Genomic DNA, 16,968 nt, shown 5'->3' on the forward strand with positions numbered 1-16,968 from the left:
AGCGCCAGAGGGGAATCGAACCCCCGTCTCATGCTTGGGAAGCACGAGCACTAACCATTGTGCTACTAGCGCGACTGTCCAGCCATCATAGCAAAATCGAAAGGGGTTGTAAATATCCTTGGAAAAATCTTAGCAGAACAATCTCGTACCTATCTCCTTCTCGCCTTGGGCGGTATTGAACACAACAACAGAACCAAAGCCGGTGCATCCCTCGGCATTGAAGGTATCGGTGGGGGTCGCCCACTCCTGGTGTGCAACTACTACGATACATTGCTGATCACCGCGTTGAATTTTTACCGCCTCGATCCAATCGTCACCGAAACGAATCTTCTTGAAGTTGCTCATCACCCGTACCTTGGACATCCTGGCCGGGATGAACTGTCCTGCCTTGTTCACCGAAATCAGGGTGAACAGGGAACCGAAACCAACCGATTCAATCTCGCTTACCAATGTTTTATTGTTGACCAGTTGGTTGTAGTGGCGTGAAAGGCGGGTGGACTTGACAAATTGGGTGACACCCCCTCTACAGGCCGTCAGGACCTGAACCTTTGAAAGCGGACTCTCAAAGAACGTTCCATCATCGGTCAGTTTCACCTTGCCGCTGTCATTGAAATGGAGGTAACTCTGGTATGTGTGCTCGGTTGCACTCAAGAAAGCATCAGAGACGAGAATCAAGTCCTCGCCGAGCGTGACAATCGTCCGTTTGGGAAGCACCCCGACATCGAGATATCCTTGATGGCTGCCTTGCAGAGCACAGTAAGGTCCCTTCTGTACCGCTCGGAAACCCAAAGGAGCCGAAAGCTTTGAACACTCCCAACTATCCTTGCAGACAGTAAAATTCTTGCGGTCGACGGTGGTGGTATTGTGAGCGGTACTATCCTTGAACTCAAAACGCTCGGCCTTCGGTACATAGGTGAACCGCCCTGCATCCACCAAAATATCTTCACCATTGGCAAAAAGGTCGAAATGAAGCTTGTCGCTGTGCCCATGGCCTGCACCAAGCGTTCCACAGTGAAACCTCAGATACATACCACCTTGCCTGATGATCGCATTCCCGCTTTCAAAGAGAACGCTGAGCCTTTGTTGCATTTTGATTCCCGGTAGGCGGTCATACGACGCAATTGCTTCGGCCCCCAGGTCCCAGACACAATCGAAATCCAGATGGGGATACCCGGCTCCCTTCAGTTCGCCGTCGTTATACAGGTAGGCACCCTTGCTGACGATATCCCGTTGGTCGATGCGGTCGCTGTCCCCCATGCAGGGTTCAGTCCCGTCGGGTTTCTGCCAAGCCATGCCGGCACGGCACATCAGGTGGGTTTTCTCTCTAATCACTTCATCAATCGGAAGAGAGAGCCGCTTGGCCATCAGCACCACATCCAAAAAGTCGTGCGTCACCTCGTTGTGGTACATGGAAGACTGCTCCCATTGCACCCCGTCATCGTACACCTGGATCTGTATCTCCAGGGCCAGACGCCTCAGAGCCTCCTTGGTGTACATGTCAGTGGTTTCACTTTTGGGCAGGGCAAGGGATGCAAGGAAAAGCCCATGGTTCTCCAACACTCCCCAATTGCTCATCAAGTGATAGCTGTCCCACACCGAATAGAGGAATCGGGCATGCTCGGCAACCGAGCAGAGAAAGACATCGATGACCTCTTCAGTGATGGAAGGACTATCCAGGAAGTACTGCATCGCCTTGGTCCAATATTCCATTCGCAGTCCTGCTTCGATGGACCTCCAAGCCTTTGCACAGGCAGGGTCGGTACGTTTGACGCGCCCGCACCAGTCGCACAACTGATGGGCGAACGCCCTGGCATACTTCTCATCCTTGGTGCATGCATACGCCTGTCCAAGGCAGATCCAGAACCGCATCCGGTTGAAAGCGAAGACCCACTCGCTGTCATCACTGCTCTGGTGGAGCCAGTCGATCTCATCTGCAAATACCACCGGCTCGAAGGTACGTTCCATATCCCAGCGCAGGTTGAAAAGGAATGATTGGTTGACCACATCATCGGCGATGGTGATAATTTTTTGCAGCGTATCGGCTTCATGGTTTTTTACATAACGGGCAACAGCATCCCTGTCATCCAGAAAGCATATTCGTGTCTGCTTTGCATACTCATTTCTTGTCATCCAAGCCTCCTACCAGTACGAAATCCAACCACCCTTGAGCCTGGTCAGTGCCTCCATGTAGAAATAATCACCCCATGAGACACACTCATCAACCCCTTCAGGTGTACAGGTATTATACGGTGATTTCTTGGAATATGTACCATGCAAAACCAAACCGTTGGAAAGATTCGGATCGGTGACGCGATAGTGTTCATAGAGGCTTTGCATCAAGGCCTTGGCCCAGGAGACGTAGTATGCCGCTTCATCGGCATCAAGCATCGAAGCCATCTCCAAAAAACCGCATGCTGCGATGGAGGCAGAGGATGAGTCGCGAGGCTCATCCCCTTGGGTGAAAATCAAATCCCAGTAGGGAATCAAATCAGAGGGAAGCCTGGAAAGAAAGTACGCAGAGGAGGTTCTGAACTGCTCGATGCACGCAGGATCGGAGGTATAACGGTAGCTCATCGCCAAACCGTAGATTCCCCATGCCTGACCACGGGCCCAGGAGGAATCGGCCCGATAGCCTTGGCAGGTCTCACCACGAACAGGGAATCCTGTCTCCGGATCCATGAAGAACGTATGAAACGTTGAACCATCGGCCCGAAAAGAGTTGGCAAGACAGGTTTGGGTATGTCGCAGGGCGACTGAGCGATACTTCTCATCACCTGTCTGTTCGCCGGCCCAATACAGCAAAGGCAGATTCATCAGGCAGTCGATGATGAAGCGGTAATTCTCCTTCGCCCCCATCGCTCCCCAAGCCTGGAGAAATGAACCTTTCTCTTGAAAGCGCGTGAGCAGCTGATCGGCAGCAAGCAGGGCGGCCCTCCTGGCTCTGAGGCTTCCATCCAACTTGTACAAGGAGACACAGGAGGGTGTATAGAGGAAGCCCATATCGTGATGGTCCACCTCGATCTTCTGCTCGATCCGCGAAAGAAAGCTCTCGCACAGAATATACGCTGCATGCAAAAACACAGGATCGGAGGTATGTTCATATGCAAGGCAGACCTCACCCGGCCAGAACCCGCAGGTCCATTGATTGTTCTCGACTGCGGGATAGAAATTGTTGACCGAAGAATGGTTCTGACACTGGTAGGTGAACGAACTCAGATTCCTTCTGACTTGGCTTGCAGCCTCATCGAGTGCTTTCAAAACGGTTTGGTTTGCAATCTCTTTCATTCCTACCCCTTCAGGCCCGCAGTAGCAACACCCTGCACGAAGAACTTCTGTAAAGCAAGAAAGACTATGACGACAGGAATAAGGGCCACGACACTTGCCGCCATGATCAAGCCGTATTCACTGGAGTACTGGCTGATGAACATCCTCAGGCCAATCTGGATGGTCTTGAGCTCCATCCTGGTCAAGTAGAGCAAGGGTCCAAGGAAGTCGTTCCACGTATTGACGAAGGTGAAAATTGTCAGCGTGGAGAGAGCCGGTTTTGAGAGCGGGAGCATGATCCGGACCCAGATCCGATACTCGCTCATGCCATCGATTCTCGCAGCTTCACACAGCTCATCGGGTACGCTCATATAAAACTGCTTCATCAAAAATACACCGAAGGCGCTGAACGCCTGGAGAAATATGATCGCCAAATGGGTGTTGTTCAGGCCGAAGGAGCGCATCAATATGAACTGCGGAACCATATACACCTGCCAAGGCATGGCAATGGTGGCCACATATCCCAAGAAAAGAATATCACGACCTTTGAACTGCAACTTTGCAAAGGCATAGGCGGCAAAGGAGGAAGTAAGCAACTGCAGGAGGGTTACGATAATGGTGAGCTTGGCTGTGTTCTTGAGAAACTGAGCCAAGGGGATGGTGGTCCAGATTTCTGCATAGTTCTTCCACCTGGGATTGGAAGGAATCCACTCGATGGGGAATGTAAAAACATCCTTGTCGAGCTTGAGCGACGAGCTGAGCATCCATACAAAGGGCATCAGCATCGCAAGCGAACACACCACGAGGAGCGTATAGAGAAGGGTCTTGGTAACTTTTTGTTTGTTGGAGTATATTTGCATGCTGTGCCTCTCTAGTGCATCCGCTTCTCAGAGCTGAATTGAATCAAGGTGACCGCAAGTACCAGGGCGAAGAGCACCATGGCCACTGCACTGGCAGAGCCAAGATTCCAACTGATGAAGGCCTTGTTGTAGATATCATAGACCAGGACCAACGTGGCAGTCCCCGGACCGGCCTGGGTTACCATATAGACAATATCATAGACCTTGAAGCACTGGATGGTGAGCATCACCAATATAAAAAAGGTGGTTGCGCTGAGCTGAGGGACGGTTACATAGCGGAATCGCTGCCAAGCGTTTGTCCCATCGAGGTTTGCCGCTTCATACAACTCAGGATTAATGCCCTGAAGGCCTGCAAGGTATATGATCATGTAATACCCCATGTACTTCCAGACGCTGAACAGGATGATGGTGATCATCGCCCAATCCTTGTCTGCAGCCCAACCTGGAACATTTTCGAACCCAAGTGCATATAACAGCATGTTCACCGGTCCCTTGGAGGGATTGAAAATCATATTCCAAACAGCGGCAACGGCAACCAAGGAAGCGATGTACGGGAAAAAGATTACCGTTCGAAAAAAATTACGGGCCTTTATGCCCTGGTTCAGAATCACAGCGAGAAACAAACTTGCCAGCAGGGTGAGTGGAACCGTACCGGCGGTATAGACAATGGTGTTTTTCAAGGCTGCCTTGAACTGGTCGTCGTCCAGCAACTCGGAAAAGTTAGCCAATCCCGCCCACTCCATGGGATTTGAACCATCCCAGTGAAGAAAGGCCAAAACAACGGCAAATACAATGGGAACCAGCGTAAAAATGGCAAACCCGATGAAGTTGGGCGCTATGAAACTATAAGCAACCAACTGTTTTTTGAAGTTAGCTTTCTTTGAGGCCATGAAACCATCCTCTCGTACATACTATGGTACAGGGAGCACTTGCCCCCTGTACCCGAAACTGCGGAGAACTTATTTGGCCAGAATCTTCTGAACCTGTTCGTTCATCTTTGCAAGACCTGCATCGATGCTGATGTTGTTGGTCATGATCTCATCATGGACCTGGTTGAGGACGACCTCGATCTCACCGGCCCTCTCGTGCAGCGGCATCTCAAGGTAGGTCTTGGCAACCTGCAAAGCATCCCTGCTGCCCTGGTCGGAGGGGAAGCCGGGCTTGGAAGCGATGATCTTTACGACCTCGGCATCCTTGATTGCGGGAATCGTACCGGTCTTGGCAATGATCTGGGCGCCTTCAGGTCCAGTGACGAACTTCACAAAGTCAAATGCTGCGTCCTTCTTCTTGGAAGCATTGCTGACACCAAGACTGGTGATGGTTCCAAGCGTCGTTCCGGCAGGCACACCTTCGGCATGAGGATACTTGGCCAGACCCCAGTTCTTCACCTCGGTCTTGCCCTGCTCGATCTGGTTGATGAGGGTGGCGATGAACCAGGAACCCATGTTCATCATGGCTACACTGTTGTTGTAGAAAACCCCGCTGTAGTGGGTGGATGAGGTCTTGAGGGTGGCGTAATCCTGTACAATGCCATCCTTCTGCTGACTGAGGACCATCTCATAGTAGGGCTTGAGGAAGTTGTAGGTGCCGTCGACGATGGTATTCTTGCCATCGAGGATACCGAACAGCTGTACTGCCGATCTCCAAGTATGGTAGTGGGCGCCGTAGACTTTGGCAGCTCCTGTGCCGCTGGTCATCCTGCGGGCGAGTGCATCATATTCAGCAAAGGTCATGTCGTTGTCGGGATATGCAACGCCGGCTTTGTCAAAGACATCCTTGTTGTAGAAAATAACCCAGAAGTCACTGCGGAACGGGATGCCGTAGAGCTTGCCGTCGACAGAAATCTGGTCGGTGGTGCCGCCATACAGGGAAACGTCGACCTTCTCGCTCTTGATCTTGTCGTTCAGGTTCATCAAGAGATTGCGTTTGACCAGGTTGTTGTATCCCGGGATGTCCTTGATGGTGACTATATCGATCGAGGAGTCTCCACCGGAGAGCTGGGTCTGCAGCATGGTCATAAAGTCAGCAGAGCCGAGGTCAAGCATTTCGATCGTGACATTCGGGTTCTTTGCCTCGTAAGCCTTGATCAACGGTTCGTAATAGGTTGTGGATGCTATATCCCACAATGCCCACTTGAGGTTGGTCGTACCTTCGGCCGTGGATGCTGCTGCTTCCTTGGTTCCCTGTGCGAACACAGAACTGAATACCAGGCAGAGTACCAGAATGATAGTGAGTGCCTTTTTCATGATTAAACCTCCTTACGGTTCATACAAGCCGGGGATATTCCCCGCTTCCAACATCAAGGGTACGGCCCATTTTGGCACAACTCCATGTAATTCGCTTGACAAAACATTGACAATTTTCCGCAAATCTTGAAAATCCTGCACTTTTATCTTCAAACCTGTAGAATTTTCCGAAGATGTTCCCATCCATCAGCTTTCTGATTGCGGAAACCAAGAATCTGGTCCCATACTCTACCAAGGAGGTCTGTATGCGACTGAAAACCCTGAAGGGAAAAATTACCCTGATCACGGTGACATTCACCCTCACCCTTGCGTTTTTGGTGGCCACCTTCAGCTTTTTCCTCTTTCGGTCGTTTGCTCTCCAAAGCCAGATCTCTTCCACTGAATTCAACCTGCAGTTCATCGGGGCGAAAGCCAGGGAGCACATGGTTGCCATCGATTCGCTGATACGCTGGAGCACCACCAATGCCCAGGTCCTCGCCTATTTGGAGACGGAGGGAACACAGAACGACCTGATCACCTATGAACGGGTGAAGGAGGAGGTGATGAACAATCTTGCCCAAAGATATGTAAGCAGGATCATCATCACCGACATCAACCACACAAAATTGATTCATACCGGGCTCTCCATGAGCGACAGCAAGCCGGTGACGGTCTCCAATGTCCAACAAGTCCTTCCTGCATCCTACACGCAGAATGCAGGCTGGAGCCACATCGGGGAAGACCCCTTTCTTTTTACGGATGAGCAGGTGCTGCCGATCAGGCGGGTCATCAACCGCTCCTCTTCACCCGAGGTAACCGGGCAGCTCTATCTGGCGGTATCGGCCGCCCTGATCCTGGACCTCATCAAAAACTATACCATCAGCGAAGATTCATCGCTGTTTCTTACCATCGGTGAGCACTTCTATGAGATTCGCGATAATCACTTCAACCTCATGCAGACACCTCAGCTGGTCAAACAGGATTTTGACACCGCCGGAGAGCAGACCACCGTCAATTCAGTACGGATACGAGGTGAGAAACATCTTTTGGTTACGTGTCCCACCGGCTTTCAGGATATCTCGCTCTCCCAAAGCATCCCTTCAGGCAAGGTCCGTTTCGAGCGCACGATGTACTTCGGACTGCTTGCCATCATCCTGGTCGTCGTCCTGCTGTTCGGCCTGCTTTTGACGCTACTGCTCAACCGGTTGTTCAACCGGCCGATTGCAAAAATACAGGAGAGGGTGAAGGCCATCGCCCATAGTGACTTCTCCAGCGACCCGTCCATAGAATGGGATGATGAACTGGGCGATATCGGCAAGGGGATCAACGACTTGGCGCTGCGCATCGATTCGCTGCTTGAAAGGCGCATCGCCGATGAAAAAAAGAAACAGGAATTGGAATATCGGATGCTACAAAGCCAGATCAATCCCCATTTCCTCTACAACACCCTCAACTCCATCAAGTGGATGGCTACCTTGCAGAAGGCACCGGGCATAGCGGAAATGACCACAAGCCTCTCCCGGCTCATGAAGAACGTGAGCAAAGCCGATGAGCCGGTCATCAGCCTGGAGGCCGAGCTTGCGTTGCTTGACGACTATTTCGTGATTCAGAAATATCGGTACGGGGGGACGTTGGTACTCCATAATTCGATCGACAGCAGGTTCCTGTCTCTGGGCATCCCCCGCTTTACGCTGCAGCCCTTGGTTGAGAATGCGATTTTCCATGGCATCGAACCCAAGGGAGGAGCCGGGACGGTGATGCTTGAAGCGTACGAGGAAAACAGTCAGACAATCTGCCTGATCATCAGGGATGACGGCATCGGCATGGACCAAAAGACCATTGATGCTGTTTTTGCCGTGGCAAGTTCCCCGGCAAAAGGCATGTTCCGTGAAATAGGCATCCGCAATGTCGCCAAACGCATCGAGTATACGTACGGAGCGGAGTATGGACTATCCATCGAAAGTGTGGTCGGATCATACACCAAGGCGATCATCCGTTTGCCCAAACGAACCAAGGAGGGCCGGCCATGGCCGTAAAATTGATCATAGCCGACGATGAGCCGTTGGTGCTTGTGGGACTGCAATCCATGCTTTCATGGAATGAGCTCGGCATCGAAATGGTTGGGGTTGCCCGCAACGGCAAGCAGCTGGAAGACGCCATCGCAAAAGAGCGGCCAGACCTGGTGATCACCGACATCAAGATGCCGATTAAAAGTGGGTTGGAAGTCTTGAAGGAGTGCTCCAAAACCTACGGGAGAATCCCCCTGTTCATCCTGTTGACCAGCTATGAGGAGTTCAGCTTTGTCAAGGAAGCCTTGAAATTCCAAGCGGTGGACTACCTGGTCAAACTGGAGTTGACCGAGAAGAGCCTTCGGTCCTCGGTGACAAAAGCTCTGGGGATGCTGGAGCAGCTCAAGGCCGAACGGGGCCATACGTTTCCCTTGCTTGAACGCAGCGCCATGCAATCATTTTGTGACAAGTTCTTCGTTCGGCTTTTCAACGGCCTGATCGACTCCCGCCAAAGCTTTGAGACGCAGAAACAGGAGCTGCAGATCTCATTCAATGAACGCTGGTATGCGGTCTGCTATGTGCACATACAGTCAAAGCAGGAGGAAGCCGAGGTAAACCTCTATTACAGCACCATAGGAATGCTCAAGGAGACGCTCAGCCGGTACCTGACCACCTATATCACCAGCCTCGATTTACATCATCTGGCCATCACGTTCTGCCTTACCGATGAGCAGGCGCAGCACTATCGGACCATCATCCGCCAAGTGCTGGAGAAAACCTTGCAGGTCATCTACAACTACTTTTCCGTGCAGTTGGCCTGCTGTGTAGGCCATACGGTCCAAGACCCCTACCATCTCAATGAATCCTTCCTCTCTGCCCGGCAGCTTATGGCTGGTAGTTCGGATGGAAAAACAATCCTGATAGCTGAGCGCCAAAGCAACGAAAATGCAAGCTTCAACCTCGATCCGTTCAAGATTCGGCTTACCAGGGCCTTCGAGGAGCTCGATGCAGAAAAACTTGCCGAGGTGATCGAGGATATTGCAAAGGAGTTGCAGGACCAGAACATCCCCGCCCTGCAGGCAGTCGAAACAGCAAGCAATATCCTCTATATGGCCATCACGTTGCTGCCGGATGGACAGAACCTCGTCCAAAGTGCATTTGCAAAAGAGAGTCAAGGATATCGCCAGATTTACAGCTTCGGCACCACTGCCCAGTGCAGTACCTATCTCCGGCAGCTGGCCGGTGGATTGGCTGACCAGCTTCAATCACGCAAGCAGGACTACCGGGCAAAAGTGGTGGCCAACATCCAGCAGTACATCAAGGAGCATGTGACGCGAAAGCTCAACTTGGGAGAAGTTGCCCTCCTGTTCGGATTCAGCCAGAACTACCTGAGCAGTCTCTTTTCCAAATATAGTGGATGCAGTTTCGTTGAATATACCACGAATGCCAAAATCGCCGCCGCCAAGGAGATGATGGCAAAAAGCGATTACAAAATCTATGAGGTTGCCGATACATTCGACTTTGAGAGTTCTTTCTACTTCAGCAAAGTCTTCAAGAAAGTCGAGGGAATATCCCCTCGCCAATATCTGCAACACCTGCAGCGCAAACGGAGTTAACCATGCTTGGCGTCTACATCAACGACCTTCCGCCCGTCCTCACTACGTATCGTACCGCCCCCCGCTGTGGCGACCGGGATTTCTGGATGTCACTCGATGCAAAGCATTCGCTTCTGGTGCGCGAGCGGGCAAAGTCGGCACAAAAGCAGGTGTTTCCGCCCCTGCCGGCTGCGCAGTACCTTGCCTTCACCCGTACGGGCAACCGCGTTGTCTATGAAACTCCTTACTTTCAACGGAGAAAACTGTTGGCCTCCTTGGTATTGGGATACTGCATGGAACCCGATCAAGCCCTGCTCGATGCCATTGTGGATGGTATCTGGGCCATCTGCGAAGAGACGTCCTGGTGCCTGCCGGCCCACAACAGCTATATCCGCGATGCCGAGCAGCTGCCTCTCCCTGATGCAAATCGACCCGTGATCGATTTGTTCAGTGCTGAGACCGGTGCCTTGCTCGCCCAAACCCATGCCCTCATCTGTGACGACTTGGAAGCGATTTCCCCCCTGCTCAACAAAAGAATCATCAGTGAGATTGAAAAACGCATCTTCATTCCCTATGATACCGAACATTTCTGGTGGATGGGCAGCAGGGAGGAGCCGATGAACAATTGGACTGTATGGTGCACGCAGAACGTGCTGCTCTGCACCTTCCTGCTCCCTACCGACCAAGCATTTCGGGCGAAAGTTGCTGCCAAAGCCCTTCTAGGCATCGACTGCTTCCTCAAGGACTACGGCGAAGACGGCTGCTGCAGCGAGGGAGCACAATACTATCGGCATGCAGGACTCTGCCTGTATGTGTGCCTGGATATTCTCAACGATGTAAGCGGCAATGCCCTGAAGCCTGTGTTCAAGGAGCCGAAAATCAGAAACATCGCCTCCTATATCCGTCATATTCACGCACAAGGGCCCTATTACTTCAACTTCTCCGATTGTTCCTGCCTTGCCGGCAGCTGCACCATCCGGGAGTACCTCTTTGCAGAGGCTGTCGGGGATGAGAAGCTTGTACGGTTCGCTCTCGCATCGAGCAATCTGAAAGAGGAGGAAGATAGGGACCTTCCCAACGAAATCAACCTCACCTATCGCCTTCTGGAACTTGTTCATGCTTCAAAGCGGGATAAAGCTGCATCCTTCCCGTCACAAGAGGACCACTACTATCCAAGTGTCGGCCTTTGTATCAGCAGGGACGATGTCTATGCACTCGCAGTGAAGGCCGGCGGCAATGACGATAGTCACAACCATAACGATACAGGCAGCTTCACCCTCTTTAAGAACAGCCAGCCGATTCTTGTCGATGTAGGGGTGGAAACATATACCAAGCAGACCTTTTCCAAGGACCGGTATTCGATTTGGACAATGCGGTCGGTCTACCACAACATAACCAATTTCCCTCCGTATGAGCAGCTTGCAGGCAAGGAGTACCAAAGTAAAATACTCAAGCTCGAACAAGGGGAAACTTCAACCATCACCCTCGAGCTTGCAGCTGCCTATGACAGAAACTGTCCGCTTCAGTCCTATCAGCGAAGTGTGACCCACACCAAAGGAAAAGAGATCGTCCTCAGAGAATCGGTCGAGGGGGAGGTACAACCTGTCTTGACGTTGATGTGCATGGTGAGGCCGACAGTAACAGAGAACATCATAACCTTGGGAGAAGCAGCAACGCTGGAAATCCAAACGCCGTTCCTCTCAATTACAGTAGAAGAGATTCCCATCACCGATGCAAGGCTGAGAAGTGTCTGGCCTGAGACGCTGTATAGGATTTTGATTGGCTATGAAACAAATTTGGCAATTCGAATACAATAATTTCCTAACGATTGTCTTTTATGATATCTTGGCTTATATATTTCTTTTCTTTATTTATAGTTATCAAATCAAACAAAAACTATTCCCATTTTTTGTTTGACAGCGGACATCCCGTGGGGTAAAGTGAACGTTAGATAAAATAAATTGGAGGCATTATGGCCACAGTACAACTCAAAAACGTTTGCAAAGTGTACGAAGGTGGAGTAAAGGCCGTCGACAATGTCAACATTGACATTCAGGACAGACAGTTTGTCGTCCTCGTCGGACCTTCCGGTTGTGGTAAGTCCACAACTCTCCGCATGGTAGCAGGTTTGGAAGACATCACCAGTGGTGAGATCTACATCGATGGGAATCTCGTCAACGATGTTCCCCCGAAAGACAGAGACATCGCCATGGTATTCCAGAACTACGCCCTGTATCCCCACATGACCGTGTATGACAACATGGCATTCGGTCTGAAAATCCGCAAGTTCCCCAAGGAAGAGATCGACCAGCGTGTTCGTGAAGCAGCCAAGATCCTCGAGATTGAAGAACTGCTTGATCGAAAGCCCAAGGCTCTTTCCGGTGGACAGAGACAGCGTGTTGCAGTAGGCCGCGCCATCGTCCGCAAACCCAAGGTATTCCTCTTTGACGAACCGCTCTCAAACCTCGACGCAAAACTTCGTGTCCAGATGCGCGCAGAGATCTCCTCTTTGCACAACCGCCTCAAGGCAACGATGATTTACGTAACCCACGACCAGGTTGAAGCCCTGACCATGGCAGACGTAATCGTCGTCATGAAGTTCGGTGTCATCCAGCAGATCGGTGGACCGCTCGACCTGTACAACAATCCCCAGAACAAGTTTGTTGCCGGGTTCATCGGCTCCCCTCCCATGAACTTCCTTGAAGCTGCAGTTGAAGCCGATGGTTCCAACATTTATGTAAATGAAGGTTCCTTCCGTCTCAAGGTTACTGCCGAGCAGAAGAAGATGTTGACCCCGTATGTCGGCAAGTCTGTCACCTTCGGTATCCGCCCTGAGGACGTTACGTTCAGCAACACCCCCAAGGATGGTGAAACCATCGATGGTACCGTCAGCGTCGTAGAACCCCTCGGAAGCGAGACCCACGTGTTCGTGTCTACTTCCAGAAGCCAGGTTGTCGGCAAGATTGAACCCACCCTTGTTCCTGCTCCGGACACCAAGATTTCCTTGATTCCCGACATGGTCAAGGCAAAGTTCTTTGATCTTGAGACCGAACAGGTAATCAAATAAGCAATGCATTTTGAATCACCGGCTCATTTCTGAGCCGGTTTTTTTATGACCCCTGCGAATCACATAATTCACAGGGGTCATGCATTTTCAATGAAATAATCTTTTACGCTATCTTCGATGATTGTGATTTTGAATACAAGTCAAAGGCAACGGCTGCAAGCAGGACAAATCCCTTGATGGCCTGTTGCCAGTCCGTACTGATGCCGATGATGGACATACCGTTGTTCAGTACGCCGATGAACAGTCCACCGACAACCGCCCCGATTACCGTTCCGATACCGCCGGAGACTGCAGACCCACCGACATAACATGCGGCAATCGCATCCATCTCGAAGTTCTGCCCGGCCTTGGGGGTGGCGGAGTTCAGACGTGCTGTAAAGACCATCGCTGCCACTGCTGCCAGGACCGCCATATTGGTATAAATCCAAAACATCACCCATTTTACCTTGACACCTGACAGTTCCGCTGCTTTTCTATTTCCACCAAGAGCGTAAATATGACGACCTTGGACAGTCTTTGATGCAACGAACTGGTAGGCAACAACCAACACGCCCAGCAGGATAAGTATATTGGGAAAACCTTTGTAGAGTGCGAAAACAACAGTGAAAGCAACAAGGGCAGCAGCTATGAATATCACCTTTACAAGCCATATCCCCGCTGGAAGGATATCAAAGTCATATTGCTTCTGCTTCTTTCGTTTTTTCACCTCGCCGAATATGATCAATGCGACGATGATCAAACCAATCAACAACGTGAAGAGATGCAATTGCGTATTTCCAATCGTCAGGCCTCCGAGCGGGTCAGGAATGTACCCTGATGATATCATCTGGAATTCCTTGGGGAACGGGGCTTTGGTCTGTCCTTTCATGATTACCTGCCCCAGACCACGGAACACAAGCATACCGGCCAAGGTGGCAATAAACGGTGGGACATTCACAAAGGCAATCCAGAATCCCTGCCACATGCCGATCAAGGCACCTACAAGAAGCGCAAGCAGCATTGCCATGTACGGATTCCACTGCAGATCCACCATCATGACGCCACACAGCGCACCAATGAAACAGACAATGGAACCCACGGAAAGGTCGACGTTCCCTGTCAGGGTGCACAGCAACATACCGACGGCAAGAATCAGAACATAACTGTTCTGAAGCACCAAGTTCGTCAGATTTACCGGTCTGAAAAAGATACCGTCCGTCAAGAATCCAAATGCGATCATCGCCACAACCAAGGCGATGACCATCATGTATTGCCTTACATTCTTTTTCAAAATCGTAATCAAAACACTCATCCCACACTCCTTATCGTATACCGGATTCTACGTCACAACATCGCCAAGCGATCAGTGTTACCTAATTGTTCAGGATATTTCGCATAATCTCTTCCTGGGTCGCCGTTTGTCCCGACAACTCAGCGGTAATCTTACCTTCGCTCATCACATATATTCTGTCACACATTCCGATAATCTCCGGCATTTCACTGGAAATCAACAAGCACGCCATCCCTTGGGCAGCGAGAGAATTGATAATCGTATAAATCTCATGCTTTGCCCCGACATCGATGCCGCGCGTGGGTTCATCAAGGAGCAGAACCCTTGGATCAGTGAACAACCATTTTGAGAGCACAACCTTCTGCTGATTGCCTCCCGAAAGGTTTCCCACCTTCTGAAGAATAGTTGGTGTTTTCGTATTGAGACGTTTGCAAAAATGTTCTGCCGCGACATTCTCTTCATGTTCGTTGATCACCGACATATTGGAAATTTTCTTCAACTTGGCAATCGTCGTATTTTCCTTGATGTTCTGAATCATCACCAAGCCAAGTTCCTTTCGGTCCTCGGGCACATAGGCAACACCTTGTTCAATTGCCTTGGGTATCGTACTGATATCGACTTCCTTGCCCCCGATAAATGTTTTGCCGGTGATATTCTCACCGTAAGCCCGGCCGAAAACGCTCATGGCAAGTTCCGTACGTCCGGCACCAACCAGACCAGCCAAACCGACGACCTCGCCAGCACGAACATTGATATTCACTCCATCAAGTTTCTTTCGCTCCGGATTATCAGGATTTTGAACCGTCCAATCCTTGATCTCGAACAAAACATCTCCGATGGGATTGTTTCGCTTGGGGAACATCTCGGTAATTTCCCGTCCCACCATCCCTTTGATAATTCTCTCTTCACCTATTGAAACAGCCCCTTGCTCAGATTGAACAACATCCAGCGTCTCAATCGTTTTGCCGTCCCGCAGAATCGTAATGGAATCGGCTACGGCAGCGACTTCGTTGAGCTTGTGGGAAATCAACACCGAAGAGATATTACTCTTGTCTCGGAGTTCCTTGAGGATCTCAAGCAGATGCTTGCTGTCCTTCTCATTGAGTGCGGAAGTGGGCTCGTCAAGAATCAGCAATTTGGCATGCTTCGCCAAAGCTTTTGCGATCTCAACCATTTGCTGCTTGCCCACCCCGAGCTTGTTCACGGGAAGATTGGGGTTCTCATGCAGCCCGACACGATGCATGTATTTCATTGCATCTTCACGGGTCTTGTCCCAGTTTATGATATTGAACCTTGCCCTCTCATCACCGATGAACATGTTCTCTGCAATGGAGAGATAGGGACTTAACGCCAACTCCTGATGAATGATGACGATTCCAGCCTGCTCGCTCTGCCTTATGCTGGAGAACGTGCAACGCTTGCCCTCGAAGAAAATGTCCCCATCATAGGTGCCATAAGGATATACACCCGACAGTACTTTCATCAGCGTAGATTTTCCGGCGCCGTTTTCTCCAACCAAGGCATGTATTTCACGTTCTTTGACATCAAAACTGACGTCATCAAGCGCTTTCACACCTGGAAAAATCTTGGTGATATGCTTCATCGACAGCAAAATAGAATTGTTAGGCATTCAGGTCCCCCGCTAGACAGACCGGAACCCGATTCCAATTCAGCCGCAGGCAGATGGCACCGGGTTCGCGATCATGCGATACAGTTCCGGCTTCAAGGAAGAAGCCGGATACATACTCTTACAGGCCAACTTCAGCAGCAGTGTGGTAGCCGGTATCGACTACTTCAGCCTTCAGGTTGTCCTTTGTGACGATGACAGACTTCAACAGAACGGAGGGAACGATATACGGCTTGCCGTTCTTGATGGAGTCGTTGTTGTAACTGGTGGTATCGAGTCCCTGGGGAACCTGTCCGCGCATGATGGTATCCACGAGCTCAACAGTGGCCTGACCAAGCACACGGGTATCCTTCAGGATGGTTGCATACTGCTCACCGGCGAGAATCGATTTGCAGGAAGCGACGATGCAGTCCTGTCCACCAACAATCGGAAGCGGCTTGCCGGCAGTGCCATATCCAACGGCCTTGCAAGCTTCAAGCGTTGAAAGACTGATCGGATCGTAGGGAGAGAGAATTCCATCGAGCGTCTGGTTGGTGTAATAGGCCGAGAGGAGGTTTTCCATTCTGGCCATTGCCAATTCATTGCTCCAGCGCAGCGTACCGACTGTATCCATGCCCTGCTGGCCTGAACCAATCTTGAGCGTACCGTTGTCAAAATAGGGCTTGAGCCTATCCATGGCACCGTCATAGAACTTATACGCGTTGTTGTCGTCGGGAGATCCACCGAAGAGTTCGATCAAAAGCGGCTTTTTCTTAGGATTGTCGAGGTTCATACCCTTGATGAGGATGTCACCCATCTGCTGGCCGACGGCGTAGTTGTCGAACGACAGATAGTAGTCGACGTTCGGGGACTTCATGATCAAGCGGTCATACGCGATTACTGGAATCTTGGCTTCTGCAGCTTTTGCCAGAACATCACTCAACGCCACTCCATCGATTGAAGCGATTACGAGCACTTTTGCATCCTTGGTAATCAAATCCTCAATCTGACGAACCTGGGTGGGAATATCGTCGTCAGAGAACTGCAGGTCAACCTTGTAACCAAGTTTTTC

The 16,968-nt window shown here is 50.8% G+C and carries 12 protein-coding genes and 1 tRNA gene; 4 read left to right on the forward strand and 9 right to left on the reverse strand.

The window, feature by feature from the left end; genetic code table 11:
• From B3F49_RS08815 to B3F49_RS08840, 6 genes are all read right to left on the reverse strand, one after another.
• Positions 1 to 72: transfer RNA gene (locus B3F49_RS08815), tRNA-Gly, on the reverse strand.
• A gap of 57 nt (positions 73 to 129) precedes the next feature.
• Positions 130 to 2,130 carry an alginate lyase family protein gene (locus B3F49_RS08820; protein ID WP_293910497.1) on the reverse strand — a complete coding sequence of 667 codons (2,001 nt, stop codon included), beginning with the start codon at positions 2,128 to 2,130 and terminating at the stop codon, positions 130 to 132.
• A 9-nt stretch (positions 2,131 to 2,139) separates the two neighbouring features.
• On the reverse strand, positions 2,140 to 3,285 hold the full coding sequence (locus B3F49_RS08825; RefSeq protein WP_293910499.1) for a glycoside hydrolase family 88 protein: 1,146 nt from the start codon (positions 3,283 to 3,285) through the stop codon (positions 2,140 to 2,142).
• Between the two features lie 2 nt (positions 3,286 to 3,287).
• A complete protein-coding gene (locus B3F49_RS08830; protein ID WP_293893733.1) occupies positions 3,288 to 4,124 on the reverse strand; it encodes a carbohydrate ABC transporter permease in 837 nt (278 codons plus the stop codon).
• Positions 4,125 to 4,135: 11 nt separating this feature from the next.
• Positions 4,136 to 5,014: a carbohydrate ABC transporter permease gene (locus B3F49_RS08835; RefSeq protein ID WP_293893730.1), complete on the reverse strand. Its 879-nt coding sequence runs from the start codon at positions 5,012 to 5,014 to the stop codon at positions 4,136 to 4,138.
• Positions 5,015 to 5,083: 69 nt separating this feature from the next.
• On the reverse strand, positions 5,084 to 6,370 hold the full coding sequence (locus tag B3F49_RS08840; protein WP_293893727.1) for an ABC transporter substrate-binding protein: 1,287 nt from the start codon (positions 6,368 to 6,370) through the stop codon (positions 5,084 to 5,086).
• Between the two features lie 245 nt (positions 6,371 to 6,615).
• On the opposite strand from B3F49_RS08840, the gene B3F49_RS08845 reads away from it, so the two are divergent.
• From B3F49_RS08845 to B3F49_RS08860, 4 genes are all read left to right on the forward strand, one after another.
• Positions 6,616 to 8,385, forward strand: coding sequence for a sensor histidine kinase (locus tag B3F49_RS08845; RefSeq protein WP_293910501.1), 1,770 nt, complete (start codon positions 6,616 to 6,618; stop codon positions 8,383 to 8,385).
• Positions 8,376 to 9,974 carry a response regulator transcription factor gene (locus B3F49_RS08850; RefSeq protein ID WP_293910503.1) on the forward strand — a complete coding sequence of 533 codons (1,599 nt, stop codon included), beginning with the start codon at positions 8,376 to 8,378 and terminating at the stop codon, positions 9,972 to 9,974. Before B3F49_RS08845 ends, B3F49_RS08850 begins: the two co-directional genes overlap by 10 nt.
• Positions 9,975 to 9,976: 2 nt before the next feature.
• Positions 9,977 to 11,770, forward strand: coding sequence for a heparinase II/III domain-containing protein (locus B3F49_RS08855; protein ID WP_293910505.1), 1,794 nt, complete (start codon positions 9,977 to 9,979; stop codon positions 11,768 to 11,770).
• Positions 11,771 to 11,925: 155 nt separating this feature from the next.
• The gene (locus B3F49_RS08860) at positions 11,926 to 13,020 is read left to right on the forward strand and encodes an ABC transporter ATP-binding protein (RefSeq protein WP_293895537.1); all 1,095 of its coding nucleotides are present in this window, start codon (positions 11,926 to 11,928) and stop codon (positions 13,018 to 13,020) included.
• A gap of 103 nt (positions 13,021 to 13,123) precedes the next feature.
• Here B3F49_RS08860 and mmsB read toward each other — a convergent pair whose 3' ends face one another.
• The 3 genes from mmsB to B3F49_RS08875 all read right to left on the reverse strand — a co-directional run.
• Positions 13,124 to 14,311, reverse strand: coding sequence for a multiple monosaccharide ABC transporter permease (gene mmsB / locus B3F49_RS08865; RefSeq protein WP_293910507.1), 1,188 nt, complete (start codon positions 14,309 to 14,311; stop codon positions 13,124 to 13,126).
• Positions 14,312 to 14,372: 61 nt separating this feature from the next.
• Positions 14,373 to 15,893 carry an ATP-binding cassette domain-containing protein gene (locus tag B3F49_RS08870; RefSeq protein ID WP_293910509.1) on the reverse strand — a complete coding sequence of 507 codons (1,521 nt, stop codon included), beginning with the start codon at positions 15,891 to 15,893 and terminating at the stop codon, positions 14,373 to 14,375.
• Positions 15,894 to 16,038: 145 nt separating this feature from the next.
• The coding region (locus tag B3F49_RS08875) for a sugar-binding protein (RefSeq protein WP_293910511.1) at positions 16,039 to 16,968 on the reverse strand (930 nt) is incomplete at its 5' end.

This window comes from Sphaerochaeta sp. UBA5836, from assembly GCF_002432845.1.
In the GTDB taxonomy this organism is placed as follows: Bacteria; Spirochaetota; Spirochaetia; order Sphaerochaetales; family Sphaerochaetaceae; genus Sphaerochaeta.

What these genes read in the sequence shown, in the direction of transcription:
- B3F49_RS08820 (WP_293910497.1), bottom strand. Translation starts at nt 2,130, where the DNA reads ATGACAAGAAATGAGTATGCAAAGCAGACACGAATATGCTTTCTGGAT.
- B3F49_RS08825 (WP_293910499.1), bottom strand. Translation starts at nt 3,285, where the DNA reads ATGAAAGAGATTGCAAACCAAACCGTTTTGAAAGCACTCGATGAGGCT.
- B3F49_RS08830 (WP_293893733.1), bottom strand. Translation starts at nt 4,124, where the DNA reads ATGCAAATATACTCCAACAAACAAAAAGTTACCAAGACCCTTCTCTAT.
- B3F49_RS08835 (WP_293893730.1), bottom strand. Translation starts at nt 5,014, where the DNA reads ATGGCCTCAAAGAAAGCTAACTTCAAAAAACAGTTGGTTGCTTATAGT.
- B3F49_RS08840 (WP_293893727.1), bottom strand. Translation starts at nt 6,370, where the DNA reads ATGAAAAAGGCACTCACTATCATTCTGGTACTCTGCCTGGTATTCAGT.
- B3F49_RS08845 (WP_293910501.1), top strand. Translation starts at nt 6,616, where the DNA reads ATGCGACTGAAAACCCTGAAGGGAAAAATTACCCTGATCACGGTGACA.
- B3F49_RS08850 (WP_293910503.1), top strand. Translation starts at nt 8,376, where the DNA reads ATGGCCGTAAAATTGATCATAGCCGACGATGAGCCGTTGGTGCTTGTG.
- B3F49_RS08855 (WP_293910505.1), top strand. Translation starts at nt 9,977, where the DNA reads ATGCTTGGCGTCTACATCAACGACCTTCCGCCCGTCCTCACTACGTAT.
- B3F49_RS08860 (WP_293895537.1), top strand. Translation starts at nt 11,926, where the DNA reads ATGGCCACAGTACAACTCAAAAACGTTTGCAAAGTGTACGAAGGTGGA.
- mmsB (WP_293910507.1), bottom strand. Translation starts at nt 14,311, where the DNA reads ATGAGTGTTTTGATTACGATTTTGAAAAAGAATGTAAGGCAATACATG.
- B3F49_RS08870 (WP_293910509.1), bottom strand. Translation starts at nt 15,893, where the DNA reads ATGAAGCATATCACCAAGATTTTTCCAGGTGTGAAAGCGCTTGATGAC.